We start from the raw sequence: 23,842 nt of genomic DNA, 5'->3' as shown, positions 1-23,842 counted from the left end.
CCAACACTCGGGCGGCGATAGCACTGAGCCGATTCTCGTACTGGTCGATGAACCATTGGTTAGTCCGGAACCTCATGGCAGCACAGTTCGCGAAAGCTGACGGTATCGACCTGCCCGACTACGAGGCCGGGACTTCGTCGAGGCCGTGCTGAAAGATATAGCCTTGGACTACTGGATGAGGGTGAACGTCCTGAATGGAGGTGCACGCAGTGGGTAGCTTTTCGGTTGGCGACCATGTCGAATGGAACTCCGAGGCCGGACGTGTTCGCGGCGTGATTGTCAGAAAGCACACGAAAGACACCGAGTACAAGGGCCACATCCGTCGTTGCACTGGAGATGATCCGCAATATGAGATCAAAAGCGACAAGACCGATCATGTGGCCATGCACAAAGGTACCGCTTTGACCAAGCTGTAGGAGCGGGCCGGTGTGTGCTAGCGGCCATTGTCTGGCCAACGGGCGCGAGTCAGGTCGACCCGTCCGTTGAGCAGGGGGACTTCCTCGTCGATGAGCAGGCCCGACGCGCTGTTCCCGTGGCACGATGCGGGGGTTCCGTCGGCGTAGACAACTCTGTGCCAGTTCGTTTCCTCGGACCAGGCAGATAGGACCCCGCCGACTGAACGGGCGCTTCCGCCGACCTGGTCGGCGATCGCGCCGTACGACATCACCCTGCCCTGCGGAATCCGGTCGACCACGTCGAGAACGCTGCGGGCGAACGACGAAACCGAGTGGGTGCTCTTCGCCATGTACGCATCATAGATGCGGATATCTGCACGTCGTCGGGTCAGCGTGTAGAAGCTGCGGACGTGCCGCTTACCCCGTGTGACTATGTGAACGTGATGAACGAGAAGGCGCGACGGCTTCTCGTCGTTCGAAGCGCCGCCGGATCAGCAGTACACCGGCGCCGGTTTCACCGACTTGGTCCCGGTGTCGGAGCCTCGACTTCCGCTTTCGCTGTGGTTGGCGTTGCCAACAGTGACCGCGCGCTTCGGAGCTGCTACTGGCGCTATCGCCGCCGCCGCGGGTGTGCGAGTCGTGAAGTGCCCAGTCACAACGAGCCCGGAATATCGACCACTTCGACCCCTGTCTGGTCTCGAAGGTTCTCCCACAGCTGCGCGCATTCAATGAGGTTTTCCGTTTTGTGTACGAGGTGGCCGGCGTCATCACCAGGTTCGCCACCGAGATCGAATAGCGCTACACACGCGGCGGTGCGGGCCACCTCGTGCCGGGCCCAGTATCGGATCCCGTCGTAGCCCGCCTCGCACAACGCGGTCGCCCAGCTCTGAGTCAGGTTGTAGTCGATGGTCGTGAAGATCTCTGCGGTAACCCCGAACCCGATGGCAGCATTCGAGGTCATATACGCCACCCTCAGGCCCCGAACCGACCCCACCGTTGAGAGCGACCTCTGGTCGAGATCCGGTCGCGGAATCAGTGCGATCCCGGCCAGGTTTCGAGCAGGGTAACGATCTCGCTTTCGGCGGTATAGCACGTGCCGTTGGGTTCTGAGAGGTCGAAGCGCCCGGCGAGTGAACTGCCGAACCACCATGCGCACAACCCTTGGGGATGGTTGCGGTGCAGGCGAATTCCTGCCGGTAGATTCTGCGCAGGAAACCGACCCCGGAGCTCTTTCGGGGTCGGCGGGATGGGCAAATGTTGTGACGCTCTCTGTGAAGTCACGAAGCGAGTCGTCCAGCGGCCTGACGAGCAAGCGTCGCCACGTCACGGGAATCACCATCGATCAATGCCTGGCGGGGGGTTCGGCCGGACAGTTCGGGTTGCGGGGTCTACAGCCACGTCGCCACCGTCCAACCCGATGTGCCTGTCTCCGCCCACGATCGAAGGACCTCTTGCAGTCCTGGCAGCGGGCGATGCGGCTCACTCTCGGTCAGGCCGTAGCCCCAGTACCCGGACGTGCCGTCCGTAGCCTGAAGCCGCAATACCCGGCCCTCACGTACCGCCTGGCTGAGGTTCTGTTTCGTCCAACCGGTGGCCTCGAGTACCTGTTTGTGCGTAAGTAGCTGTCCAGCATGGCGCTCCCAGGCACGCCGAGCGCGCAGGCTCGACAACACACTCTGGACTCCCTTTGCCACATATCGGGCTGTCGCATCGTCGAGCGGCTCACCGGCCATTCCGCTGGCGGCAAGCTGATCCTCGACGACTTTGCGTAGCGGTGTGCTCATACGACCGACCGGATCGGTTCGCTGGTGCTCAACCCCGGCGGCTCGGGGATGGTCCAGGTGGGGGTTGCCGCAGCCGGCTGGCAGGAGACAGCCATTCCGCAGCGCTTCGACATCGTGGGTTTCGATCCCCGTGGGGTGGGCGCCTCGGAGCCGACGATCAAGTGCTTCACCGACGAGCAGCAAGATGCCGGTGACAACCAGACAACACTGCTCAGCACATCCGGAGAATGGACCGAAGACGAGACGAAAAGGCTGACGCAGCAATGCGCCGAAGGCTCCGGCGGCGAGGACGTCCTCGCCGCCGTCGGTACTCGTGACGTCGCCCGAGACCTCGACGTCCTCCGTGCGGCCCTCGGAGATGAACAACTCAGCTTCGCCGGCCAAAGCTATGGAACCAGACTCGGGGCGGTCTACGCCGAAATGTTCCCCGAGAACGTTCGCGCCATGGTGCTCGACGGAATCATCGACCCCCGCCTGGGCACTGCCGAGCGTCGGCTCGATCTCCAGGCCGGATTCCAACGCTCCTTCGACCTGATGGCCGCCTCGTGCGTGCAGCAGCCCGAGTGCCCACTGGGAAGTGATCCACGGTCGGCAACCGGGGTGTTCCACGGTCATCATCGAAGGCCTCACCGAGCTGAAGAATGGCCGCGGCGACAAACTTCTCGAGATCAACGACCTGTTCGGAGGTCGTACGCCGGGCGGGGAGTGGAGCAACCAGACAGAAGCCAACATGGCGATCAACTGCATGGACGAGGACCGTCGAACCCCGGAGCAGGAAGCGCAGCTTCGCAAAGACATCGAACAGGTCGGCCCGTTCGTCGCGACGGGAAGCGACCACGACGGCGTCAGGCGCGACACCTGCGAATTCTAGCCCGCGGAACCGACTCTCGGATTCCCTTACGCCGAGGATGTGACGGGTTTGCCTGACACGCTCGTGATTTCGGTAACCGGTAACCCTGTCACCCCTTACAAGGGCGGAGAAAGCCTCGCCGATGCGCTCGGCGGCACGGTGTTGACCGTCGAGGGCGAGCGGCACACCGTCGCACAAGAAGGCATCAGCCCATGCGTCAATGACATCGTGGAAGCCTATTTGACCGAAGTGTCGATACCTACCGGCGAACTCACCTGCCGACTCTGACCGGACGTTTGTCAGACGGCTGATGGACCAACTCGGCGCGACGGGCCGACGGACAGTGTTCGGTCCGTTGCGCTGCCCCAGGTAGTGTTCGCGCGTGTCGGTAGGACGGCTAGCGCCACGGTGGCGCCTAGTGCAGCCACGGCCGCGCCGGTCAGTGTTGCGCTCGGAAGCGCCTGTATGAACGCCTGGTTCGTTGCCTGTATCAATCCCGCGTCGCTGCCGAGTTGCGCCGCGATGGCGTGGGCGGCTCCGATGGAATCGCCAGCGGCTGAAGGCACTTTGTCGGTGAGCAGGTCACGGTAGGAGGTCGTGAGGACGCTGCCGACTACGGCGATGCCCAACGATCCGCCGATCTGCAGCGCCGTGTCGGTGACGGCTGATCCGGCGCCCGAGCGGTCCGGCGGTGCTACTGCGAGCATCGCGTTGGCGCACGTAGGCATCGCCAGACCCATCCCCAGCCCGAGCAGTGCAATACCGACGAGGGTTCGCAGCTCGGACCCCGTCGTAGCACCGGAGGTTGCGACGAGTGCGGTGGTGAGCACTGCGAGGCCGATGGCCACGGCATAGCGCAGGCCGAGCCGGTTCACGAGCTTCGCGCCCAGCGGGGCGCCGACGACCAACGCTCCGATCGGCAGAAGCCGTAATCCCGCGGCCATCGGTTCGTGACCCCGCACGAACTGCAGATACTGTGTCAGCACGAACAATGCGCCGTACAGAGCGAACGCGATGCAGATCACGATGGCGGCGCAGCCGCCGAACTCTCTGTCGCGCAACAGTCCTGGGGGCAACATCGGGGCGGGTGCACGTCGCTCCCACCAGACGAACATCGCGAGCACCGCAAGACCCGCCCCCACCGACCCGAGGGTAAGCGGGTGGCCCCACCCATGTCGGGACGCCTCGACAAGGCCGTAGACGACGGCACCGAAACCGGCAGCTGCCAACACGGCTCCGACAACGTCCAACGAAATCGGGGTGGCGCTGCGAGACTCCGGTATGAAGATGACGCCGGCCACCACCACTACCGCGACGATCGGCACGTTGATCAGGAATACCGAACCCCACCAGAAGTGCTCGAGCAGGATCCCGCCGACGATCGGGCCGAGTGAAATTCCGAGTGCGGCGGTACCTGCCCACATTCCGATTGCCTTGGCCTGTTCGGCAGGCGCGAACACTTCCTTGATGATCGCAAGAGTGGACGGCATGATCATCGCCGCGCCCACCCCCATGCCGCCCCGCATCGCGATGAGCGTCGACGGGTCCGACGAATACGCTGAGGCCACCGAGAATACGAGGAACACGAGCATTCCGACCAGCAGCAGTCGCTTACGCCCGAATCGATCTGCGAGACTGCCGGCCGGCAGCAAGAGGGCGCCGAAGGCGAGGGCGTAGCCGTCGATGATCCATTGCAGTTCGGTGCTCGACGACGCAAGATCCGCCTGGATGTTTGGTATCGCGAGGTTGAGGACCAACGTGTCGAGCGCAATGAGCAGCAGGCTCGCGCACAGCACGGTGAGGATGATCCACCGTCGCGGATGCCCCTCCGAAAGAGTCGATTGAGTGGTCATGATGGACCTCCTACATACGATACTCGAGTTGCGATACTCTAGTGTTGTATGTTTGCACTGTGACAACGACAGGTCAAGGCCTCGGGCGACCACGCGACCACGAGATCGATGCGGCGATACTCGTCGCCGCACGAGAACTGCTCGCAGCGGTCGGGTATGCCCACGTGACGATGGACGCTACAGCGGCGAAAGCAGGCACATCGAAAGCCGCCATCTACCGCAGGTTCCACTCCAAAGCTGAAATGCTCTTCGCGGCCGTGCTGCACACCGCGCAAGTGGTGCTGCCTGCCGATACCGGATCGCTGAGCGGTGACTTACTCGCTCTTGGCCAACGAATTCGCTCGGACATGTCGTCACCCACGGCACGCGAGGTCGTCCCTCGAGTCATTGTCGAAATCAGCCGATTCCCGGAGGTGTCGCAGCGACTGCGGACTCTGTTCGTGGCGAGCGAGCGTGAAGAGATAGAAGCTCTTCTCTCCCGCGCAGTGGGCCGTGGCGAGTTGTCGCGGATGCCGAACCTCACCACAGTGCATCGCCTGCTCGGCGGGGCGCTCTTCTTCACGGTCTTCGTAATCGACGAGGCGATCGACGACACGGAACTCGAGAACGTCGTCGACGTCCTCGTACTCGGCCTGCGCGATCGCCCGTAATCCCGTGTCGATACGGACTCAGGCGCGTGCTCTGAACACCCCACCGAACAGATGGACGGACGGATGAATGTGGTGGAGTGGGTGGATGGGCAGGCAGAAGAGAGGTGTTCACCTATGCCAAGACTTGGCGTCCCACTGAGTCGCGACGAAACGCGACCAATCGGTAGTCACAGGTGAGAGAACGTCAATATCACACTGAATTTGGGTGGTTCCAGATCTTGTCAGGCTCTCGGCTATGTCATGGCGCGAGAGCGGCGTTGTGCTCGACCAGAATATCGCCGAGCAGGTAATGACCATCGGCTGAGTCGAGTTCGATCCGTCGTCCCGCGGGTTCGATGGCGTCGTGTGTTGTGGCGGACGGTAATCCGGTGAGCATCCACGCCAGGTTGTTCTCGTCGTGCCTCGGGCGGTATTGCAGTCCGTCGATTCCTTCGTTGGTGTCGAGGATCGCGTGTGCCCATCTGCGGGTGTGGAGGTATCCGTCGGGGGAGCACTTGGTCAGCCAGACACCGGCATTGATCCGGGCGGCGGCTGCGCCTGTCAGGTCTGCGACCCGAATCGTGCGGGTGAGTCGAACTTCGCTGAGGACGCGGCCTCTGATCTGGGCGCGGGGAATCAGCCGGGGGGACTGGTCGACCGGTAGGTTCCGGCACAAGGTCTCAGCAACGGTCGCAGCTGGGCTGTCACCCAGATACAGGTACGAGAAGCTTCCGTCGATGCTGTCGAAGCGCCCCCCTCTTCGGGCCCTGGGCTGGGGTGTGGGGTTGAGTACGTTGGCGTCCCGGTCCGCAGCACTGCTGTGGATACGCCACACGGTCACATCTGGGGTGATCTCGATGATTCGGGCGGCGGGAATTCGGCCGACCGGCGGGTCGACATAGTCGGTCACCGGCGTCAGTCCCCGAGCAGATCGTGTGCCATAGCCCGAATCTCCTCGTCGCAGCTGCCGTCGACAGCGAGCTCGGCGGGGGAGCGTGGGTCGTCGGCGAACGCGGTGGAGTTGAGCCACCAGGATGCGGTGCCCCACGGGTCGTCCTTCGCAGAGAGCAACTGGTTGACCGCTTCGACGATGGGCCGCACTTGCTGGCGGTCATGGTCGAACTGGAAGCTCGGGTACCAGTTTTGGCCGCCAGCGGGGATGGCGATCACCTTCCCTGCTGCTGCTAGTCGGCTTGCTGTGTTTCGGCTGTTGGGGGACAGGCCCAATGCCCGACTGACGCCCTTCGAGTCGAGCATGTCGTGCTCGTCGACGATGGACCGCTTCGCGGACGTGACCACTCGGTCGCGTGCGGCGGCGCTGGCGGCGGGGTTGGATACGGCACGTTCCTGCCGCAATGCCAGTGCCGGCCCCATCGACAGCAGTGCCACGAGGTCGTCGCGGACCGGACGCAGACTGGGGCGGCGATCGATCTCCACCGCGAGCAGTTCCGTGAACGCCTCATCTGACAGCGTGTGCAGCGCCTTCTGTGTGTTCTCTTGGTCGGCAAGCATGCCCATCACCTCCATGTGCCAACAGTGTACCGCGTACCGATCGTGTCGGCCATGATGTTGTCCGCCAGACCCGACAGCGCCGAATCTGTGGGGTCGTAAACCCAACGGCTGCCACCCGCGACATCAGATAACACCAGGTGAGGATGCAAAGCGGGGGAGTGGAGAAGCGACATGCTCATATGTCGCCTACCACCACTAACCTCCACCAGAAGGGAGGCCGCCGCATGACGGAGATCGTCCCCGCTCGCTGGGACAGGCGCACCGCCGAGACACTCGCCGACCTACGACGCGGCACCGGACGCACAGTCAGCGCCATGGTCGCCCAAGCCAAGCTGAGAAGCCCCCGCCGCACCACCTCCGGCCCCGGCTTCGTCCAAGTTCCCCGCACCTACGAGCACGACTGCGTTCGCAGCGAACTGACACTCGAAGAAATCGGGCTGCTGACCCTCGCCACGCCCTCTCGATCGGCCATGTCGGGATGGGAGCTCACCCGGCGTGAACTGGCGATGCTCGCGATCGTGAACTCATGGTGGTGCTCCTGTCATCGGAAGGCGTCTTCGCCGGTGAACTTCTGCCCGAGGATCAGCTGATGCATCTCGGGTGTGCCCTCGTAGGTCAGCACGGATTCGAGGTTCACCATGTGCCGGATCACCGGGAACTCGAGAGAGATCCCGTTGCCGCCCAAAATGGTTCGTGCGGTGCGGCAGATGTCGATGGCCTCGCGAGTGTTGTTGAGCTTGCCGAAACTGACCTGGTCCGGTCGCAGTCCCACACTGTCTTTGAGACGCCCGAGATGCAGGGAGAGGAGCTGGCCCTTGTGCAGCTCGAGCGCCATGTCCGAGAGCTTCGCCTGGGTCAGCTGGAATCCGGCGAGCGGCTTGCCGAACTGGTTGCGCTGCTTCGAATAGTCCAGTGCTGACTGCCATGCGGAACGAGCCGCACCCATCGACCCCCACACGATTCCGTACCGGGCCTCGGACAGGCTGTTCAGCGGTGCCTTGAGCCCGTGGTTCTTCGGCAGCATCGCGGTGGACGGCAATCGGACGTCGTCGAGGACCAATTCGCTGGTGACGGAGGCTCGCAGCGACATCTTGTGTTTGATGAGAGGAGCGCTGAAACCTGGGGTCTCCGTGGGGACGATGAAGCCACGGACACCCTCCTCCGTGCGTGCCCACACGACGGCAACGTCGGCGATAGAACCGTTGGTGATCCACATCTTTCGGCCGTTGAGGATCCAGTCGTCACCGTCCCTGCGGGCGGCGGTCGTCATGGACGAAGGGTCGGAGCCTGCATCCGGTTCGGTGAGTCCGAAACACCCGATCAGCTCGCCTGCGGCCATTCGGGGCAACCACTCGTTCTTCTGGTCTTCCGAGCCGTTGTTCCAGATGGAGAACATCGCCAGCGAGCCCTGCACGGACACCAGCGAGCGGATGCCGGAGTCGCACGCCTCGAGTTCGAGACAGGCAAGGCCGTAGTGGACAGCCGAGGATCCACCACACCCGTAGCCTTCGAGGTGCATGCCGAGGAGCCCGAGCTTTCCGAATTCACGGGCGAGATCGCGAGCGCCGGGCAGGTCGCCGGCCTCGAACCACTCCGCGATGTGCGGTGTGATGTTGTCGGCGCAGAACTTACGAACGGTGTCACGGACGGCGATCTCGTCGTCGGAGTACATCGTGTCGAGGTCCAGTGGGTCGGAGGGGTTGAACTTCGCGGGCCTGGTGTGGGTGCTCATGAGTCGATCCTCCGTGATCCGGTCGGCGCTTGTCGACGCCTTGTAGTGGAGCTACTTACCTGTGACGGAAACCGGCACCGACTCCACGACCTGCGCGGACGCTTGAAGGTCGAGAGTATCGCGTGACTGCGACAATCCCGGTCGAGTCGAAAGATCCGATCTCGCCCAGTTTCTTCACGATGGTGGTGTCGACGGACTCGTTGCGATCCCACGCAGCGCGGTGGGGTGTCAATTCCTCGTTCAGAAGTCGCCGAAACCGAAACCGCCCGGCTCCCGACCGATGTGACACGGGTTCAGCCGAGGCGGACCGGTGTGACAGCGGTCAGGCGGGTATGTGGTCCATGCCCTTTGTGCACCCTCTGGTTAAGCCCATTAACTAAGTGTAGGCTCCGCGAAGTCGAACGTAGGATCCCCAGTTCGGAGGCATGATGGCGAGACGAACGCAAGCCGGTGGTCGGCCTGTTGCCGTGCGCGTCGACGACATCGTGCGAGTGGGCCGTCAGGTGGGGATGGCGCGGCTGAGCCTCGCGGCCGTCGCTGCGGAGCTCGGCGTCTCGACGCCTGCCCTCTACCGACACATCGACGGGCGTTGGGAACTCGAGCGACTGGTCGGCGAGAGCCTGCTCGCAGATCTCGAACTCCAGGACGATCCGGCGGACGGTCCGCAGCGGCATCTGTTCTCGTTCGCGATGCAGCTGCGCGATTTTGTGCTGGCCCGGCCCGGTCTGGCGACCTACATGCAGGTTCTGTTTCCTCGCGGTGCATCCGGGCGGGCGCTACTCACTACCGAGATGAACATGCTCACCGCGCGGGGGTACGCCCCGCAGGCGGCGATCACACTCGCGAGCGCCGTGGCTTCCCTGACGATCGGCCTGATCGTTGCGGAGGAACGCCCCGCCGCCGCGGCAGATCCCGCGGGCTACGAGCGCGAGCTCGTCGCAGTGACGAGTGCGATCTTCGAGGACCCGGTTCTGGGACCCGCCCACGTCGGACTGCCCGTGGTCACCCCGGAGGAGTACACGAAGGCGCTGATGACGGCCGCGATCAGTGGACTCGTCGCCGCCGCGCCACCCGGTCGTGAGATCGGTGCGGTCGTCGACGGATTGCTTGCCGAACACCGAACGAAGAAGGAGCAGTAATGGCAGGTAGGGGATTTCAGGGGGCGGTCCTTCGCGGGTTCGGCGTCAAGTACCACACGGCCACGGTGATCGGAACCGAGCAGACCACCCCGCGGATGCACCGGGTGTGGCTGTCTGCACCGACACTGTTCGACGAGGTTTCCGTCGAACCCACCGCCTGGTTGCGCTTCTGGTTTCCCGATCCCGAAGGGACCGAAAAGGAGTTTCAGCGCGGATACACCATCGCGGAGGCCGACACCGAATCCGGTAAATTTGCAGTCGATTTCGTGGTTCACGAGCCCAGTGGTCCGGCGTCGACGTGGGCGCGGCAGGTCACGGGCGGCGAGACGGTCGAGGTGACGTCGTTCGGCTCCAAGGGGTTCGCTGTCGCCGATGAACTGCCTGCTGGATACCTGATTCTGGGCGATTCTGCGTCGATCCCCGCCATCAACACGATTCTCGCCGCCGTGCCGCACACCGTCGATATCGAGCTGTATCTCGAACAGCATCATGACGACGATCTGCTCATACCGCTGAATGCGCATCCTCGTGCTCGGGTGCACTGGGTGCCTCGCACCTCGGAAACCGCGTTGGCCGATGCGATCGAGGGCAGGGATTGGTCCGACTGGTACGGGTGGGCGGGGCCGGAATCGAAGTCGCTCAAGCATGTTCGCGCAAGGTTGAAAGACGAGTTCGGGTTCCCCAAGAGCGAGACGTACGCCCAAGCCTACTGGGTGCACGGGCGGGCCATGGGCAAAGAGCGTGACGGCGCCGCCGAACGCGAGGCGGCCGAGCTCGCCCAGGCCCCGATCGTCACCGAAGCTACCGCTGCCGAAGGCGCCTCCGCTGTGGCACCGGAAGCCGAGACGCAGGAAGCCGGGACGCGGGCGGCGGTGACCCCACCGCGGGGCAGTTGGCGTTCACAGGCCGGCAGCCGCCTGCTGTCCCCGCTGCGCTCGACGTTCTGGGTAGCCGGGGTACTGCAGCTTCTCGTCACTCTGGTCCAGCTTGCGCCGTACGTTCTGTTGGTCGAGTTGGCCCGGAACCTGTTGGCAGGCAGTCCGACGTCGACGTTGTGGTCGCTCGGTCTGTGGGCCATCGGACTGCTTGCTCTGGGCACCGTTCTGGAGGCGCTTCTCCAGCTGTGGCTCCACGCCATGGACGCACGATTCGGTCGTGCACTTCGACGACGCCTGCTGAGCAAGCTGTCCCGTCTGCCACTGGGCTGGTTCACGGCACGCAGCTCGGGACAGATCAACAAGCTGGTGTCCGGCGACACCTTGTCGTTGCACTACTTGGTGACGCATGCGGTCACCGATGCCGTCGGTGCGGCGGTTGCCCCGATCGCGGTACTCGGCTACCTGTTCTGGGTCGATTGGCGGCTGGCTCTGGTGCTCCTCGTTCCCGTACTCGGCTACGTGTTCACGATGGCGACGATGATGGCGCAATCAGGACCCAAGATCGCGCACTCACAGCGATGGGCCGAACGGATGAACGCGGAGGCGGCCTCGTACCTCGACGGCCAGCCCGTCATCCGTGTCTTCGGTGGTTCCACGGCGTCGTCGTTCCGGCGCAGTCTGGACGGTTATGTCGGCTTCCTCGACGAGTGGCAGCGTCCGTTCGTGGGCAAGAAGTCTGCGATGGATCTGGTCACCCGTCCGGTCACGTTCCTGTGGCTCATCGCGGTGGTCGGTACCGCGCTCGTGGCCACGGGGTCCATGGCGGCGGTCGATGTGCTGCCGTTCCTGTTCCTGGGCACCACTTTCGGTGCTCGACTCCTCGGTATCGGGTACGGGCTTTCCGGGCTTCGTGAGGGCCGGATCGCCGCCCGCAATATCCAGGTGGTGCTCGACGAGAGCGAACTCGCGGCACAGGGGGCCGCGAGTTCGTCCTCGGCGGGGAAGCCGGGGCAGGTCGTTTTCGACGAGGTGACTTTCGGATACCGTCCCGGAGTCCCGGTGATCGACAACGTGTCGCTCGCGCTCGAACCTGGGACGGTGACCGCGCTCGTCGGTCCGTCCGGGGCAGGGAAGTCGACGTTGGCCGCTCTGTTGGCCCGTTTCCACGATCTCGACTCGGGATCCATTCGCATCGGCGGGCAGGACATCACCTCACTCGGGCCGGACGGGCTCTATGCACAGGTCGGATTCGTGTTCCAGGATGCGCAACTCGTGCACGGAACCGTGCGGGAGAACATCGCCCTCGCCGTACCCGGGGCGTCCGAGTCCGCCGTCGAGCAAGCAGCAAGGGATGCGCAGATTCACGAACGCATTTTGCAGTTGCCACAGGGATACGACACCGTGCTCGGTGCGGGCACGGCACTGTCCGGTGGTGAGCGGCAGCGCCTCACCATCGCCCGGGCGCTGCTCGCCGACACCCCCGTGCTGATTCTCGACGAGGCCACCGCCTTCGCGGACCCCGAGTCGGAGTATCTCGTGCAGCAGGCGATCGACCGACTGGCGGCAGGGCGAACGGTCCTCGTCATCGCTCATCGTCTGCGCACCGTCACCGGTGCCGACCGAATCGTCGTCCTCGAGGACGGCCGGGTCGCACAATCCGGCACCCATGACGAACTACTTGCCACCGAGGGGCGCTACCGGAAGATGTGGGACGCCGGCGCCGTCAGCACCGCAGCCACGAAGGAGTCCGCCCGATGATCCGCACCCTGCTGAGCCTGCTGCCGGACGCGCACCGTGGACGGGTGCGCGGCTACCTCGCCCTGGTCGTCGGCTCGACGTTGCTGCGCGCGATCGCTGTCGTTCTGGTCGTTCCGCTCGTTGCGGCACTGTTCTCCGAAGAACCTGCGGATGCCTGGCCCTGGGTGGGCGCTCTGACCGGTGTCGTGGTGGTGGGGTGGGTGGTGGATTCCATCGCCTCACGTGTCGGGTTCGATCTCGGATTCACGGTCCTCGACCACGCGCAGCACGATGTGTCCGCACAGGTGGCACGTACGCCCTTGCGGTGGTTCACCGATGACAATTCGGCAGCTGCGCGACGTGCCATCGCCACGACAGGACCGGATCTGGTCGGGCTCGTCGGATACCTGGTGACACCCCTGATCCAGGGAGTTCTGCTCCCGATCGCGATCGGTCTCGCGTTGGTTCCGTTCGCCTGGCAACTGGGCGTCGTAGCGCTCCTGGTCGTGCCGCTTCTGCTCGGGACACTCGTGGCGGCTGAACGAATCACCCGCCGTGCCAACGAGGTTGCGGCCGAGACGAACAGTGTGCTCACGGAACGCGTTCTGGAATTCGCGCGTACCCAGGAAGCTCTCCGCGCAGCCAAGCGTGCGGAGCCGGCACGCAGTCAGGTCGGTGCTGCATTGGACGCACAGCACGGAGCCACCCTCCGTCTGCTGACACTGCATGTCCCCGGCCAGGTTGTGTTCGGCCTCGTCAGCCAGGTCGCGTTGCTGGTACTCGCGGGCACGACAACGTGGCTGGCCGTCCGGGGAACTATCGACGTTCCTGGGGCCATCGCGCTCATCGTCGTCATCGTCCGCTACCTCGAACCGTTCGCGGCCCTCGGCGATCTGGTACCGGCCACCGCGCCGACGCGTGCGGCACTGCGTGACATCCGTGCCGTCCTGGACGCGCCGGGATCGGGGTCCTGGGAAGGGGCTTCGCGGACCGACAGTGCACAGCCGGCCTCGGTGGAACTTCGTGGCGTGCACTATCGCTACGGCGCGTGTGGCGCGGAAGGAGTCCCGGTTTTCGACGGCCTCGACCTCGTGTTCGAGGCGGGGAGGACCACCGCCGTGGTCGGGCCGTCCGGTTCGGGCAAGAGCACACTGCTCAACCTGATTGCGGGACTCGAGGACGCGGGTGGCGGGAGCATCCTGATCGGGGGAGTCGACCGGGCGGCGCTCGACCCGGCCGAACGCCCCGCGGACAGCAGCGTCGTGTTCCAGCAGCCGTATCTGTTCGCCGGAACGATTCGGGACAACGTGCTGGCCGGCCACCCCGGCGCCGACGCCGACCAGCTCGACTCCGTCTTGCGCCTCGCTCGGGTGGACGAGTTCGCGAGCCGCTTCCCCGACGGCCTCGAAACCGTGGTCGGCGAGGCAGGTACCGCGCTGTCCGGCGGTGAGCGTCAGCGGGTTTCGATCGCCCGTGCACTGCTCAAACCGTCTTCGGTGCTCTTGGTGGACGAGGGCACCAGCGCACTCGACGCCGAGAACGAGGCCGCTGTGGTCGATGCGATCACCGACGACCCCAGGCGACGTACTCGCATCGTCGTCACTCACCGACTCTCGACCATCGCCGGGGCCGATCGCGTGGTCTTCCTCGAGAACGGGCGCATCCTCGAAGACGGCACGGTGGAAGAGTTGCTTGCCGCAGACGGACGTTTCGCTGCGTTCTGGCGTCATCAGAACGAGGCTGTCGGCTGGCGAATTGCAGGGGACACAGTCGCGCGGTGACGTGTAGACGACCGATTCGGGACTACCCGATCTGTCGGACTATCTGTTGGGCGACAGCCCGCATGCCGCGCGCCGTCACGTGATACCGGACCGCGCCGTCGTCGCCGGGGCGTGGCTGAAACCCGGAAACCCAGGGGTCCGCCGTGCACACCGCGTGGCCGGCTCCGATACGCGACGCCTGAACCAGGTCTGCTCCGGCGAAGCCCGCGGCGCGCGCAGTGGCATCGGCGACCGCCTGATGAACGCGGATGGCCGACTCGGTCTGGGGTGCGTTCAACGGCGCCGCAGCGCAGCCTCCGGCAATCCTCGACACCAGCGGAAGGTAGTCGACGAGAACAACTCTGGCCCCGGGGGCGCGGAGGCGTATCGCGCCGACGATCGCGACGAGTGAGCCTTCGACCTTCGCGTAATCGAGCATCGTGGGTTCCGGTACCGGCGCCCCGTTCTTGCTGTCGGCGAGGATTCGGGTCATGTACCTGACGTCGTTGCCGCCGACCGTCACGGTCACCAACTTGGTATCCGCAGTCACTGCCTCGATCTGAGGCGGTACCTGTGCGCCTCCTCGAACGCTCTGGGACGTGTGAAGAATGTGGTCGGTACGGGCGCCGGAGCAGGTTCGATCGACGAGTGCGTACCCGAGGAATCGTGCGACCCGGCTCGCATAGTTTTCTCCCGAACGTCCGCAGCCTGCATCGGTCACCGGTGCGATACCGGGACCCGACGCGTAGGAGCTCCCCAATGCCACGTACTTGGCGCCGGGAGTCGAGACCTGAATCGGTAGAGCGGTTTTCGGTGCCGAATGCGACGCCGCGAAGCTGGACGTCGGCGCCACGAATGTCGAGAACGAAAGTAGGAGCGTAAGGATCATAACTCGGAAGCGAACTCGCTGACCGCTGATGTCCTTTCGATTCATGGGACGAACGTTACGCGCCCTCGATGGGCTCCAAGTGAACTTCTGGCAAATGCCGAATGGGTGGATCATTGCCGACGAAGACATTGGGCCCCGGAGCGTTGGAGGGCGGGTGGCACACAATCGGCTACCACCGTGCACGCGCGGTCGAGGAGCCGTCGCCGAAGTCGAGAATTTTTAGCGCGGTGCCACGGCAAAGTCCGTGATCCGGGAGGAGCGTTCCATGCCCATCGCTGCAACCGGTTTCCATCACGTGCGACTGACTGTGCGGGACATCGAGAGGTCGCAAAACATCTACGGCGCCGTCTCTGACCCCGCCGGCCTCGCCATACCCCACGAACCGATCAAGGACGCCGGCGGAACCAGGATTCTCGAGTTTCGTGATCCCGACGATATCGCCCTGGAGACAACATCACCGGCCCGTGACAAATTTCAGGCGCCCGTCGAGCGCAGTATGAGGTCGACGGTCTGTTCGGGCTGGTCCCAGTGCGGAAAATGCCCGCACCTGTCGAACCAGTGCAGTTCTGCGTCCGGAAAGCGGTGTAGCGCGGGGGTTGCTTGACCGGGAAGCGTGACGCGATCCTGACGTCCCCATCCGATGACGACCTTTCCGCGCTGGGCTCCGCGGGTGATGCCCTCCTGACTCGGGCCGTGTGCGAGCGCGTCGAAGGCCGGCCAGATGCTCGGCGCCGTCTTGAAGCCGCGGAGCTCGTGGAGGACCAGGTCGGCGTCCAGTGACCAGGGCGCCGCCGAGAACTGCAGCAACAGGGCGGTCCGCCCCGCGGCGGACGACGTCAACGTGGGCAGCGCCGGCTGGATGCCGCGGACAAGCCGAATGGAAGTACCGATGGAGACGGCGAAGGCCCGCTTCTGCAGATCGGTCCAGAAACCGCCGGGATCCAACGCCACCGCCGTTCCGGCGTGACCGCGCCGCACCATTTCCAGGACCATGCGTGCACCCATGGAACTCCCCACGACGTCGACGTCTCCGAGGTTCCGCTCGGCGATGAAGCGTTCCACGGCGTCGGTCAGCGTCCCGATTCCGACTTCGCCGCGGAGTGGCGGACTCTCTCCGAATCCAGGTAGATCCACGGCAATCACCTCCCGGTGTGCGCTCAATCCCGGGACCACCGGCCTCCAGTTGCCGATGCTGGAGCCGAGTCCGTGGACGAGCAGCAACGGTTTGCCGTTGCCGGTTCGCACAAAGTTCATCCATCCAGGTTCGGAAGCGTGCACTGGTCCTCCTGCCGCGACTGTGACATTCCGCGTACCCGAACACCGGACGACGAAACGAGCGCCGACGAAACGAGAGGCCACAGACTCGCACAACTGCTTTCACGTGGACCGCTGCAGCGAGACCCCTTTGGCGCTAGCCCGATCACATCGACACCGCCCAGTTCTACGGACCTGACGTTGCCAACGATCTGGTTCGTGAAGCCCTCCATCCGTATCCGGACGATCTCGTGCTCGTCTCCAAGGTCGGCACCTTCCGCGACGAACAGGGCGGATGGATTCCGGGCCAGCGACCCGAACAGCCGCGCTCCGCAGTCGAGGACAAGGTCTGAAGCGAGGAGGCGAGTATGTCGGCGGGTGTTTCGACGAATGGATCGGCCCAGGACTGATCAGATTCCGTTCGGGTATTCAGCCGCCGAAGAGAAGGTACAGCCCGCCGAAGTGTGTAGAGCAGCATCGTCAGCCGACCGGTGAGTCTGTGCCTGAGCGGTAGTACCCGCGCTGTCGTGGGCAGCCAGAACACCGAGGACGTGGCCGGCTACCGCGAAGATCACGTTGCTGCTCGAGACGAGGGTCGGGTACTCGGACAGCACGTAGGAAACCTGCGCCCGGTCGTTCCCGAACAGGAGAAAGACCGTGTGCTGGTCTTTCCCCACCAGGTACGTCAGATAGTGCGCGAACACGTAGCCCAGGACGAACGGGTGAGATGAGCTTCCACACCGGGCCGAAGAGGGGTGAGAGCGCGACGAGTCCCACCCACAAGAGGACGTAAACGACTCCGGGAAACGCATTCTCGGCGGTTACGTCGGGACCGGCGAAGGCCTCCACAGCCACCCATGCACGTCGGCCTTCGTAATCGAGCAGCAGCAGACCGACGAGTGACAGTCCACAACCGGCGATGAGCACTCCGCCGACCGGGCACGTACCAGGTTCGGGTGATGCGTAGTGTGGCTGCGCCGGGTTTGACGCCTCGTGGGAGGACCATCGCCAACGGCCCCTCGTCGCGACCGCGGCCGGTGCGGTGTAGGTACGCGACCCACAACAGTCCTACTGTCACGAGGTCGGCGGCGACCGACATGCCGACCACTTGATCGATGGCGCTGCGCCGCCGCCCGCGGTCCGAGCCTTCGTCGTACTCGCAGTGACAGCAACTTCGGTCACGGCATGAGTACGCGGTCACCGGGCTCGATTGACCAGACCTTCGTCTCCGCCGGTGCGCAATCGATAGCCTTCGATCACGATCCGGTCTCACTGGGGATTCAGGAGCGGACGGGGTCGTGGCTGTCCGCGAACCTCAGGAAGCGGGGGATCACCACTTCGGGATTCGCCCACAGAAGGTCGTGTCCGATGCCTGGATAGATTTCGGTCTCCACATTCGGGATGAACGCGCGCGCTCGATCCGCTGCGAGTTCGGGGTCACCTACGACGGTTTCGGCGCCGAACAGAACCAGACTCGGCGCTGCGATGGACGAGAGTTGTTCGTCGGTGAACTTTCTGTCCCACGGCATCCCCATCCGGAACTTCACGGCCGCCATGGCTACCGCGAATTCTTCGTCGTCCAGTTCTGCGCGCGGCATCAGCCAGGTGTTGAACTCCCGCATCCGGTCCGGGGTAGGCCTGATTCCGGCGCGGAGGAATTTCAGGAGCAATCCCCACGAAGGTTTGGCGAAGGTGGCTGCGCTCGGTTCGATCAGGGTCAGGCTCGCGATGCGCGCGGGCCTGTACACGGCGGTTGCGCCGGATAGCCATGCGCCCAACGAGTTGCCCGCGAGGTGTACGCGATCCTCGCCGAGGCCGGTGATCGTTTCGTCCATCCACCTCGCGACGTCCTCGGCATTGTGCAGGGGTGCGGTCTGAACGCAGCGCCCCGCCCAGCCGATGACGTCCGGCGTGTACACCACGTGGTCACGCGCCAGCGCTTCGATGAACCGTCGCCAGGCCAATCCGTTGCCCCCGATGCCTGGCAGCAACACCACGGGTGCGCCTTCGCCGCGGCCGGACTTGCGCACGCGGGTTGTCCCGAAGGACGTGTTCACGTCGACGGCAGTCGACGGCACCGGCCATGACGCTTCCGCGGTGTCGTAGAGACGGAAGAACTCGGTCTTGGCTTCCTCGTTGGTGAATCGCCCGATCTTCGGCATGTTCACTCCTTCTCGTGGAGAGTGCGGGGGCTCGACAGTTTTTGTTGATACGAACATATCACGGTTGCGGTATGGGCGTACCATCAAACTTCACCGAAGAGGAAGGGGTTGGCGTACTCGTGCCACGATTGGTCGATCACGACCTGCGGAAGCGTCAGATCACGGACGCTGCTCGACGTGTCATCGTCGCCGGCGGCCTGGAATCCGTGACCTTTCAATCGGTCGCCGCGGAGGCAGGCTTCTCTGTGAGATTGGTGCAGTACTACTTCGGCACCAAGAGAGACTTTCTACTGGCCACGCACCGTTCGGTGATGGAAGACGCCGGGGCGCGGTTTCTGCGCAGGTGGTCCGAACTCGGGGCCGAGCCCACCCCGCCACGTGACGCGATTCGTGCTGTCCTGATGGAGGTGCTGCCTCTCGACGACCAGCGCCGCCAAGAGACGATCGTGCTCGGCGCATTCGGTTTCGGTGCCGTCACCGGTCAGGGGATTGCCGCCGAGGAGACCTTCGCTGCCCCTGACGCTCTGGTCGCGCTGGTCGCGGACCAGCTTCGGAATCACCGGCAGGGCGATCGGGCGGGGCTGGACAAGGTTGACCTCGACGCTGCCTTGATCGCCATGGCGATCGGCGGACTCGCTCAGGGGATTGTTCAGGGGTACGGCACTGCGGACTCCGCCGTCGAACTGGTCGACCACCTTCTCGATCGCGTGTGCGGTACCTGCCAACCCGTGCGTAGCGTGGACACATGACATCGTCATCGACGAACAGACCCCTGTGCGGTCGGGTGGCGGTCGTCGCGGGAGCAACTCGCGGAGCAGGCCGCGGAATAGCGGCAGGGTTGGGCGAACTGGGTGCCACCGTCGTGTGTACGGGGCGCAGCAGTCGCGACGGCGACGCCTCGATCACGTCGGATTACGTGCGGGGAGAGTGCATCGAAGAAGCGGCCGAACTGGTCGACGAACTGGGCGGAACGGGTGTTGCCGTCCAGGTCGATCACCTCGACTCGGAGCAGGTTCGGCGACTTGCCGACCGCATCCGATCCGACTACGGCCGGATCGACATACTCGTGAACGACATTTGGGGTGCGGAACTACTCAAGGGCCCACCGTCGACGTGGAACACTCCGGTGTGGAAACACGATCTGGAGGTCGGGCTGCGCATCCTGCGTTTGGCTGTCGACACTCATCTGATCACGTCCCACCATCTGTTGCCACTGCTCATCGAGAAGTCCGGACTTCTTGTCGAAGTCACCGATGGCACTGCGAAATTCAACTCCGAGAACTACCGGATCTCGGTCTACTACGACCTCGCAAAAGTGGCGGTCAACCGGTTGGCGTTCTCTCAAGGTCATGAGTTGGCGCGGTACGGGGCGACGGCCGTTGCAGTCACCCCTGGATGGCTGCGGTCCGAGATGATGTTGGAGAACTTCGGTGTCACCGAGAGTAATTGGCGTGAAGCGCTCGACGGCGTCACCGGTTACCCGGCGGCACCGGCGGGCTTCGCAGGCTCGGAATCGCCCCGCTACGTGGGCCGAGGAATCGCCGCACTCGCGGCAGATCCTGAACGGGCACAGTGGAATCAACGTTCGGTCACTGCCGCCGAGTTGGCGCGTGAGTTCGGCATCACAGATATCGACGGGACTCAGCCCGACAGTTGGGGTAGCGCCGATTGCTAGCCGTTCACGTCGCGCGCCGTTCCGTACAGCCTGTCGACCTCCAACCGGATAACCAATCGCCTGTCCTTCACCAGTTGCGATTCCCCCCCCCGACCAATGTCACACCGGTGCGCGTGAGCGAAACCTGTGTGACATTGGTCAGTAAGGGGTATTCGTGGATTGTGAGGAATCTGGCTATTTCCTCGGCGATCCGGTCCGCCTCCTCGGACCCACAGCATGGGAGGCCTCGGGGTAGACGACCACGGCCCCGTTCTTCGAAACGCGTTCGGCGACCTTCGCAGCTTTACTGGTGTCGTGCATGACAGAGTTGCCGGCCAGGATCGCGAGAACCGGAAGGTCCAACCGTTCCAAGTCTGCCTCTGGGATCGCGGTCGGCTGCGGCAACTTGATCGTGTAGGCGCTCATTGCGGTCTCGATCATGCGTGCAACGGGTTCGTCCTCCACCGGTGCTCCTCCGGCGGTCTCGGCGTAGCGAGGGCATGTTCTTGGATGACGATCGGCCGGGCAGCAGTACGAATGGGTACTTGGTCTTCCTCGAGGCGGTGGTCGCGAAGTGGTAGACACGTACGAATCCGAACTCCGTACGCAGGTAGAGCGTTTCGGTCGGGTCGGGCATGTCTTCCCATGCCCCGTCGTAGTCTGCAACGCCGGGTATCTGGACTTGGAGTTCCAGTGCCCCACAGGGTTCGGCGATCGTAGAGCTAATGTGCCGGCCGTAGCCGCGATCGTCCCCGCGGCGAAACCCCGCGCGAGTCCGCGCCTGCTCATTGTCGCTCGGGCGCCGGTGAGCTCCCAGTCCCGAGCGTCGACGGAACTCGAGTAGGTCGTCAGCAGTTGCTGAATCTCCATTTGTCGCTGATGCGCTGCAGGTCCATCGGGATTTCCCTCGCCGACGAGCTTCGTTTCGGCCAGCCTAGCGGGGATGCAGCTGAGCCATGATCTTTGCGCTGTCTTCGGCCCGCATAGGAGGCGAATCGAGGGCCTCGGCTTCAGGGCGCAGTCCGGCGATCATCACCGCCATGGTTCGTCGCCAGCCCTTGTCGGTGACGCCGCGGGTCGTCGAGATGACGCCGCGCAAGGACCAGAAAAGCAGGTCCAGGTCGGATTCGGTTGCGTCCTCGCGAATATGGTTGTGCTGCTTCGCACGGTCGAGGAGTTCGAACAGGATTCGCCTATATTCGTCTCGGAGAGCAGCAGTCTCGTCGTCGTTCCACATACGTGACAGGAAACCTCTGTGGGAGGCGAGGATTGCACCCGTTCCGTAGAGAACCTGCTCGAGTCCTTCGCCACGGGGCGCCGAAAGCGCTTCGCCTGCGAGCGCGACGAAGTCCTCGAGGACCTGTCTGACGAGTTCACTGACCAGTGCGTCTTTGGTGGGAAATCGTCGATACAGAGTGCCGACACCGACCCCCGCGGCGCTCGCGATCTCGTCGACGCCCACGTCGAGACCACGTTCGGTGAAGACCGTCGCGGCGGCGTCGAGCAGGCGTTGCCGGTTTTCTGCGGCATCGCGTCGCAGGGTTTTCTCGCTGCTGCTCATCGTCGACCTCACTCCGATTCGTCGCCGACGAGGGTACCTCCGGCGACCATCGCGAGCTCGGGGTGGCGTAGTTCGGTCTCGCTCTCGCGGTGAGTGCTCTCGTCCCGATGAATTCTGGGAATGAACAGTGCTGCGATTGCCCCGAGGCCCACTGCGACGCCCAGCATGAGGAAGCCGGTGGTGTAACCGGCCTCGCGGGGAATGCCCGACGGTGAGGCTCCACTGGTGACGACACTCGCCATCAGCGCGGCACCCAGCGCGCCCCCGATGGTGCGGATGTTCGCGTTCATTCCGCTGGCGACACCGGTCTGTTCCGGAGGCACTGCTGCGACGACAACGTTCGACATCGCGGAGAAGGCGAGTCCGAATCCGATGCCGACCAGGGCCATGGCGACGTAGATGTCGAGTTTCGCGCCGTGCAGAAACGCCACGATGAAGTAGCCGGCAGCGCCGACGATCGAACCCCAGATCAGCAGGTTTCGCGAGCCGATGCGTGCGGCCAGATTTCCGGAGACCAGGCCGAGGACGAACATGCCGATGCTCACGGGGAGCAGCATCAACCCGGATTCGGTGACCGAGGCCCCGAATCCGTAGCCGGCGGAGGGCGGCGTTTGCAGGAACTGGGGCAGGAAACCGAAGGCTGCGTACATACCGACACCCATCAGGAGGGCCAACAGGTTTGCAGCCCAGACGCTTCGGATTCGCATCATCTTCATGTCGATCAGAGGATTGGACGATCGTGCTTCGGCGATCACCCAGATCACGACGATCACCAAGGCAGCACTCAACAGTCCGACCACTGCGGGGGACCCCCATCCCCAGGTGGGCGCCTGGCTCATGCCGAGCAGGAGCGTCACGAGCCAGCCGGAGAGTAGAACCGCGGTGAGCCAGTTGATCTTTCCGGGTGTGCGGACTCGTGACTCGGGAACAATGATCTGTGCAGCCAGGCCGGCGAGTACGACCATGATCAGTGGAATCCAGAAGAGCCAGTGGAATCCGAGGAAACTCACGATGGGGCCGGCGAGGACGATGCCGAGGCCTGCGCCCACCGCGGTCAGTGCGGCGATCGTGCCGACCGCACCGGTCACCTTGTCGTCGGGGAACTCGTCGCGGATGATGCCGAATGCCAGCGGCAACACGCCGCCACCGATTCCCTGAATGATTCGCGCGGCGATCATCACAGCCAGCGATGTCGCGAGTGCTGCGATGAGCGAGCCCAACGCCAGGGCGACGAGGGCGATGACGAACAGCCGCTTCTTTCCGTACATGTCGCCCAGTCGGCCCATGATCGGAGTGGCGATCGAGGCCGACAGCAAGTAGGCGGTCAACACCCAGGTGACGTTTGTCTGTGTGGTGCCCAGCCCCTCTTGAATGGTGGGCAGCACGGGCATGACCAAGGACTGCAACAGGGCATAGGCACCCACTCCGACGGTGAGAACCGCGAAGGTCACCTGATGATGCGCCCGCCGTTCAGCCGTTTCCATGAACACTCCCCACGATTAAGCGGAGCGATCGCTCCGCATAGGAGAATCTACCATTCGCCACGTCTGTCACGCATACCGCGGACGACATGGCTGCGCTGAAAACGACTGGCACCAGGCTTGCGTCCGGGCTGCTGGCAGCGAGCGCTGTCGCTTGCTCGTCCTCGGATGACGGGGCCGAACCGGCAGTCACACCCACCACGTCTACCGGTCGAGCGCAGCAGTCCGATTCGGAATCGCCGACCGTGCCCTCACACGGACGTCAACGTCGAGATAGTGATGTCCGATCCGCCCCGGTTGGACGACTTTTCGCTCGAAGCAGGCGGAGTCGAGTGGGAGGCGTCGAGTGAGGATCGCAGTAGCGCCCGGATCGAGGTGAACGGAGACAGCTACCACGTGGTCTCGGTTGTGGCCGTGGATGACGACCCCGCACGCACGAACGAGCTGGACGTCACCTTCACCTGCCCGCCGGCTTAGCCTGAATGCACCGATTCAGTAGTGGTCAGACGCGGGTCGTAACGGCGAAATGCCCTGTCGTGGTGGAAGAATTGAACTTCTCACAGAAACAATTC

Annotated in this window: 25 protein-coding genes and 3 pseudogenes; 14 read left to right on the top strand and 14 right to left on the bottom strand. The window is 64.1% G+C overall.

Going from position 1 to position 23,842, the window contains the following annotated elements; translation table 11 throughout:
• The first annotated feature begins 194 nt into the window (after positions 1–194).
• The gene (locus ACFWO3_RS04225) at positions 195–416 is read left to right on the top strand and encodes a DUF2945 domain-containing protein (RefSeq protein WP_378574126.1); all 222 of its coding nucleotides are present in this window, start codon (positions 195–197) and stop codon (positions 414–416) included.
• Between the two features lie 17 nt (positions 417–433).
• Here the strand turns inward: ACFWO3_RS04225 and ACFWO3_RS04220 are convergent, their stop codons facing one another.
• The 3 genes from ACFWO3_RS04220 to ACFWO3_RS04210 form a co-directional block, all read right to left on the bottom strand.
• Positions 434–745: an MGMT family protein gene (locus ACFWO3_RS04220; protein WP_378574124.1), complete on the bottom strand. Its 312-nt coding sequence runs from the start codon at positions 743–745 to the stop codon at positions 434–436.
• A 302-nt stretch (positions 746–1,047) separates the two neighbouring features.
• On the bottom strand, positions 1,048–1,356 hold the full coding sequence (locus tag ACFWO3_RS04215) for an RES family NAD+ phosphorylase (RefSeq protein WP_378574122.1): 309 nt from the start codon (positions 1,354–1,356) through the stop codon (positions 1,048–1,050).
• Between the two features lie 427 nt (positions 1,357–1,783).
• A complete protein-coding gene (locus ACFWO3_RS04210) occupies positions 1,784–2,179 on the bottom strand; it encodes a hypothetical protein (protein WP_378574120.1) in 396 nt (131 codons plus the stop codon).
• Positions 2,180–2,227: 48 nt separating this feature from the next.
• On the opposite strand from ACFWO3_RS04210, the pseudogene ACFWO3_RS04205 reads away from it, so the two are divergent.
• From ACFWO3_RS04205 to ACFWO3_RS04195, 3 genes and pseudogenes are all read left to right on the top strand, one after another.
• A pseudogene (locus ACFWO3_RS04205) lies at positions 2,228–2,743 on the top strand (alpha/beta fold hydrolase); the annotation flags it as partial.
• A gap of 13 nt (positions 2,744–2,756) precedes the next feature.
• Positions 2,757–3,050 (top strand): hypothetical protein, encoded by a 294-nt coding sequence (locus ACFWO3_RS04200; RefSeq protein WP_378575039.1) that lies wholly within the window; start codon positions 2,757–2,759, stop codon positions 3,048–3,050.
• 48 nt (positions 3,051–3,098) lie between these two features.
• Complete coding sequence (locus ACFWO3_RS04195) at positions 3,099–3,317, top strand: alpha/beta hydrolase (protein WP_378574118.1); 219 nt, start codon at positions 3,099–3,101, stop codon at positions 3,315–3,317.
• A gap of 11 nt (positions 3,318–3,328) precedes the next feature.
• Here ACFWO3_RS04195 and ACFWO3_RS04190 read toward each other — a convergent pair whose 3' ends face one another.
• Positions 3,329–4,882, bottom strand: coding sequence for an MFS transporter (locus ACFWO3_RS04190; protein ID WP_378574116.1), 1,554 nt, complete (start codon positions 4,880–4,882; stop codon positions 3,329–3,331).
• A gap of 59 nt (positions 4,883–4,941) precedes the next feature.
• Here ACFWO3_RS04190 and ACFWO3_RS04185 point away from each other — a divergent pair, with 59 nt between their 5' ends.
• A complete protein-coding gene (locus tag ACFWO3_RS04185; protein ID WP_378574114.1) occupies positions 4,942–5,532 on the top strand; it encodes a TetR/AcrR family transcriptional regulator in 591 nt (196 codons plus the stop codon).
• Between the two features lie 238 nt (positions 5,533–5,770).
• Here the strand turns inward: ACFWO3_RS04185 and ACFWO3_RS04180 are convergent, their stop codons facing one another.
• Both ACFWO3_RS04180 and ACFWO3_RS04175 read right to left on the bottom strand, forming a co-directional pair.
• The gene (locus ACFWO3_RS04180) at positions 5,771–6,421 is read right to left on the bottom strand and encodes an RES family NAD+ phosphorylase (RefSeq protein WP_378574112.1); all 651 of its coding nucleotides are present in this window, start codon (positions 6,419–6,421) and stop codon (positions 5,771–5,773) included.
• A gap of 5 nt (positions 6,422–6,426) precedes the next feature.
• Positions 6,427–7,038 carry a hypothetical protein gene (locus ACFWO3_RS04175; protein ID WP_378574110.1) on the bottom strand — a complete coding sequence of 204 codons (612 nt, stop codon included), beginning with the start codon at positions 7,036–7,038 and terminating at the stop codon, positions 6,427–6,429.
• Between the two features lie 209 nt (positions 7,039–7,247).
• Here ACFWO3_RS04175 and ACFWO3_RS04170 point away from each other — a divergent pair, with 209 nt between their 5' ends.
• Complete coding sequence (locus ACFWO3_RS04170; RefSeq protein ID WP_378574108.1) at positions 7,248–7,613, top strand: hypothetical protein; 366 nt, start codon at positions 7,248–7,250, stop codon at positions 7,611–7,613.
• Here ACFWO3_RS04170 and ACFWO3_RS04165 read toward each other — a convergent pair.
• On the bottom strand, positions 7,565–8,755 hold the full coding sequence (locus ACFWO3_RS04165; RefSeq protein WP_378574106.1) for an acyl-CoA dehydrogenase family protein: 1,191 nt from the start codon (positions 8,753–8,755) through the stop codon (positions 7,565–7,567). The two genes, ACFWO3_RS04170 and ACFWO3_RS04165, sit on opposite strands and share 49 nt — an antisense overlap.
• 428 nt (positions 8,756–9,183) lie before the next feature.
• Here ACFWO3_RS04165 and ACFWO3_RS04160 point away from each other — a divergent pair, with 428 nt between their 5' ends.
• Genes ACFWO3_RS04160 through ACFWO3_RS04150 form a run of 3 tightly spaced genes read left to right on the top strand, consistent with a single transcriptional unit; the run spans position 9,184 to position 14,290 of the window.
• Entirely contained in the window at positions 9,184–9,894 is a 711-nt protein-coding gene (locus ACFWO3_RS04160; protein WP_378574104.1) for a TetR/AcrR family transcriptional regulator, read from the top strand.
• The gene (locus tag ACFWO3_RS04155; RefSeq protein ID WP_378574102.1) at positions 9,894–12,530 is read left to right on the top strand and encodes an ABC transporter ATP-binding protein/permease; all 2,637 of its coding nucleotides are present in this window, start codon (positions 9,894–9,896) and stop codon (positions 12,528–12,530) included. Before ACFWO3_RS04160 ends, ACFWO3_RS04155 begins: the two co-directional genes overlap by 1 nt.
• Positions 12,527–14,290, top strand: a complete 1,764-nt coding sequence (locus ACFWO3_RS04150) for an ABC transporter ATP-binding protein (RefSeq protein ID WP_378574100.1) — start codon at positions 12,527–12,529, stop codon at positions 14,288–14,290. Before ACFWO3_RS04155 ends, ACFWO3_RS04150 begins: the two co-directional genes overlap by 4 nt.
• A gap of 22 nt (positions 14,291–14,312) precedes the next feature.
• On the opposite strand, the gene ACFWO3_RS04145 is transcribed toward ACFWO3_RS04150, so the two are convergent.
• Together ACFWO3_RS04145 and ACFWO3_RS04140 are read right to left on the bottom strand one after the other, a co-directional pair.
• Positions 14,313–15,203 (bottom strand): SGNH/GDSL hydrolase family protein, encoded by an 891-nt coding sequence (locus ACFWO3_RS04145; protein ID WP_378574098.1) that lies wholly within the window; start codon positions 15,201–15,203, stop codon positions 14,313–14,315.
• 429 nt (positions 15,204–15,632) lie between these two features.
• Positions 15,633–16,412: an alpha/beta fold hydrolase gene (locus ACFWO3_RS04140; protein WP_378574096.1), complete on the bottom strand. Its 780-nt coding sequence runs from the start codon at positions 16,410–16,412 to the stop codon at positions 15,633–15,635.
• Between the two features lie 164 nt (positions 16,413–16,576).
• Here ACFWO3_RS04140 and ACFWO3_RS04135 point away from each other — a divergent pair.
• Together ACFWO3_RS04135 and ACFWO3_RS04130 are read left to right on the top strand one after the other, a co-directional pair.
• A pseudogene (locus ACFWO3_RS04135) lies at positions 16,577–16,762 on the top strand (oxidoreductase); the annotation flags it as partial.
• 141 nt (positions 16,763–16,903) lie between these two features.
• Positions 16,904–17,143, top strand: a complete 240-nt coding sequence (locus tag ACFWO3_RS04130) for a hypothetical protein (protein ID WP_378575036.1) — start codon at positions 16,904–16,906, stop codon at positions 17,141–17,143.
• A gap of 127 nt (positions 17,144–17,270) precedes the next feature.
• Here ACFWO3_RS04130 and ACFWO3_RS04125 read toward each other — a convergent pair.
• Positions 17,271–17,594: pseudogene (locus ACFWO3_RS04125) on the bottom strand (hypothetical protein); the annotation flags it as partial.
• A 98-nt stretch (positions 17,595–17,692) separates the two neighbouring features.
• Positions 17,693–18,574 carry an alpha/beta fold hydrolase gene (locus ACFWO3_RS04120; RefSeq protein ID WP_378574094.1) on the bottom strand — a complete coding sequence of 294 codons (882 nt, stop codon included), beginning with the start codon at positions 18,572–18,574 and terminating at the stop codon, positions 17,693–17,695.
• Positions 18,575–18,645: 71 nt separating this feature from the next.
• Between ACFWO3_RS04120 and ACFWO3_RS04115 the strand changes: the two genes are divergently transcribed.
• Together ACFWO3_RS04115 and ACFWO3_RS04110 are read left to right on the top strand one after the other, a co-directional pair.
• Positions 18,646–19,323, top strand: a complete 678-nt coding sequence (locus ACFWO3_RS04115) for a TetR/AcrR family transcriptional regulator (RefSeq protein ID WP_378574092.1) — start codon at positions 18,646–18,648, stop codon at positions 19,321–19,323.
• Entirely contained in the window at positions 19,320–20,249 is a 930-nt protein-coding gene (locus ACFWO3_RS04110) for an SDR family oxidoreductase (protein ID WP_378574090.1), read from the top strand. The genes ACFWO3_RS04115 and ACFWO3_RS04110 overlap by 4 nt, the downstream gene beginning before the upstream one ends.
• 174 nt (positions 20,250–20,423) lie before the next feature.
• Here ACFWO3_RS04110 and ACFWO3_RS04105 read toward each other — a convergent pair whose 3' ends face one another.
• From ACFWO3_RS04105 to ACFWO3_RS04095, 3 genes are all read right to left on the bottom strand, one after another.
• Positions 20,424–20,693 carry a hypothetical protein gene (locus ACFWO3_RS04105; RefSeq protein ID WP_378574088.1) on the bottom strand — a complete coding sequence of 90 codons (270 nt, stop codon included), beginning with the start codon at positions 20,691–20,693 and terminating at the stop codon, positions 20,424–20,426.
• Positions 20,694–21,162: 469 nt separating this feature from the next.
• Entirely contained in the window at positions 21,163–21,789 is a 627-nt protein-coding gene (locus ACFWO3_RS04100) for a TetR/AcrR family transcriptional regulator (RefSeq protein ID WP_378574086.1), read from the bottom strand.
• 8 nt (positions 21,790–21,797) lie between these two features.
• Positions 21,798–23,273, bottom strand: coding sequence for an MFS transporter (locus ACFWO3_RS04095; protein WP_378574084.1), 1,476 nt, complete (start codon positions 23,271–23,273; stop codon positions 21,798–21,800).
• A gap of 276 nt (positions 23,274–23,549) precedes the next feature.
• On the opposite strand from ACFWO3_RS04095, the gene ACFWO3_RS04090 reads away from it, so the two are divergent.
• Positions 23,550–23,747, top strand: a complete 198-nt coding sequence (locus tag ACFWO3_RS04090) for a hypothetical protein (protein ID WP_378574081.1) — start codon at positions 23,550–23,552, stop codon at positions 23,745–23,747.
• The last annotated feature ends 95 nt before the right edge of the window (positions 23,748–23,842 follow it).

The sequence above is a fragment of the Rhodococcus sp. NPDC058521 genome (genome assembly GCF_042719695.1).
GTDB lineage: Bacteria > Actinomycetota > Actinomycetes > Mycobacteriales > Mycobacteriaceae > Rhodococcus_F.
The sequence above is the reverse complement of the archived record's forward strand: the minus strand, read 5'-3'. Positions and strand labels throughout refer to the sequence as shown.

Excerpts from the sequence above, each read along its gene's own strand:
- ACFWO3_RS04225 (WP_378574126.1), top strand. The coding sequence starts at position 195 with ATGGAGGTGCACGCAGTGGGTAGCTTTTCGGTTGGCGACCATGTCGAA.
- ACFWO3_RS04220 (WP_378574124.1), bottom strand. The coding sequence starts at position 745 with ATGGCGAAGAGCACCCACTCGGTTTCGTCGTTCGCCCGCAGCGTTCTC.
- ACFWO3_RS04215 (WP_378574122.1), bottom strand. The coding sequence starts at position 1,356 with ATGACCTCGAATGCTGCCATCGGGTTCGGGGTTACCGCAGAGATCTTC.
- ACFWO3_RS04210 (WP_378574120.1), bottom strand. The coding sequence starts at position 2,179 with ATGAGCACACCGCTACGCAAAGTCGTCGAGGATCAGCTTGCCGCCAGC.
- ACFWO3_RS04190 (WP_378574116.1), bottom strand. The coding sequence starts at position 4,882 with ATGACCACTCAATCGACTCTTTCGGAGGGGCATCCGCGACGGTGGATC.
- ACFWO3_RS04175 (WP_378574110.1), bottom strand. The coding sequence starts at position 7,038 with ATGGAGGTGATGGGCATGCTTGCCGACCAAGAGAACACACAGAAGGCG.
- ACFWO3_RS04170 (WP_378574108.1), top strand. The coding sequence starts at position 7,248 with ATGACGGAGATCGTCCCCGCTCGCTGGGACAGGCGCACCGCCGAGACA.
- ACFWO3_RS04165 (WP_378574106.1), bottom strand. The coding sequence starts at position 8,755 with ATGAGCACCCACACCAGGCCCGCGAAGTTCAACCCCTCCGACCCACTG.
- ACFWO3_RS04160 (WP_378574104.1), top strand. The coding sequence starts at position 9,184 with ATGGCGAGACGAACGCAAGCCGGTGGTCGGCCTGTTGCCGTGCGCGTC.
- ACFWO3_RS04155 (WP_378574102.1), top strand. The coding sequence starts at position 9,894 with ATGGCAGGTAGGGGATTTCAGGGGGCGGTCCTTCGCGGGTTCGGCGTC.
- ACFWO3_RS04150 (WP_378574100.1), top strand. The coding sequence starts at position 12,527 with ATGATCCGCACCCTGCTGAGCCTGCTGCCGGACGCGCACCGTGGACGG.
- ACFWO3_RS04145 (WP_378574098.1), bottom strand. The coding sequence starts at position 15,203 with ATGAATCGAAAGGACATCAGCGGTCAGCGAGTTCGCTTCCGAGTTATG.
- ACFWO3_RS04140 (WP_378574096.1), bottom strand. The coding sequence starts at position 16,412 with ATGAACTTTGTGCGAACCGGCAACGGCAAACCGTTGCTGCTCGTCCAC.
- ACFWO3_RS04120 (WP_378574094.1), bottom strand. The coding sequence starts at position 18,574 with ATGCCGAAGATCGGGCGATTCACCAACGAGGAAGCCAAGACCGAGTTC.
- ACFWO3_RS04115 (WP_378574092.1), top strand. The coding sequence starts at position 18,646 with ATGGGCGTACCATCAAACTTCACCGAAGAGGAAGGGGTTGGCGTACTC.
- ACFWO3_RS04110 (WP_378574090.1), top strand. The coding sequence starts at position 19,320 with ATGACATCGTCATCGACGAACAGACCCCTGTGCGGTCGGGTGGCGGTC.
- ACFWO3_RS04100 (WP_378574086.1), bottom strand. The coding sequence starts at position 21,789 with ATGAGCAGCAGCGAGAAAACCCTGCGACGCGATGCCGCAGAAAACCGG.
- ACFWO3_RS04095 (WP_378574084.1), bottom strand. The coding sequence starts at position 23,273 with ATGGAAACGGCTGAACGGCGGGCGCATCATCAGGTGACCTTCGCGGTT.
- ACFWO3_RS04090 (WP_378574081.1), top strand. The coding sequence starts at position 23,550 with ATGTCCGATCCGCCCCGGTTGGACGACTTTTCGCTCGAAGCAGGCGGA.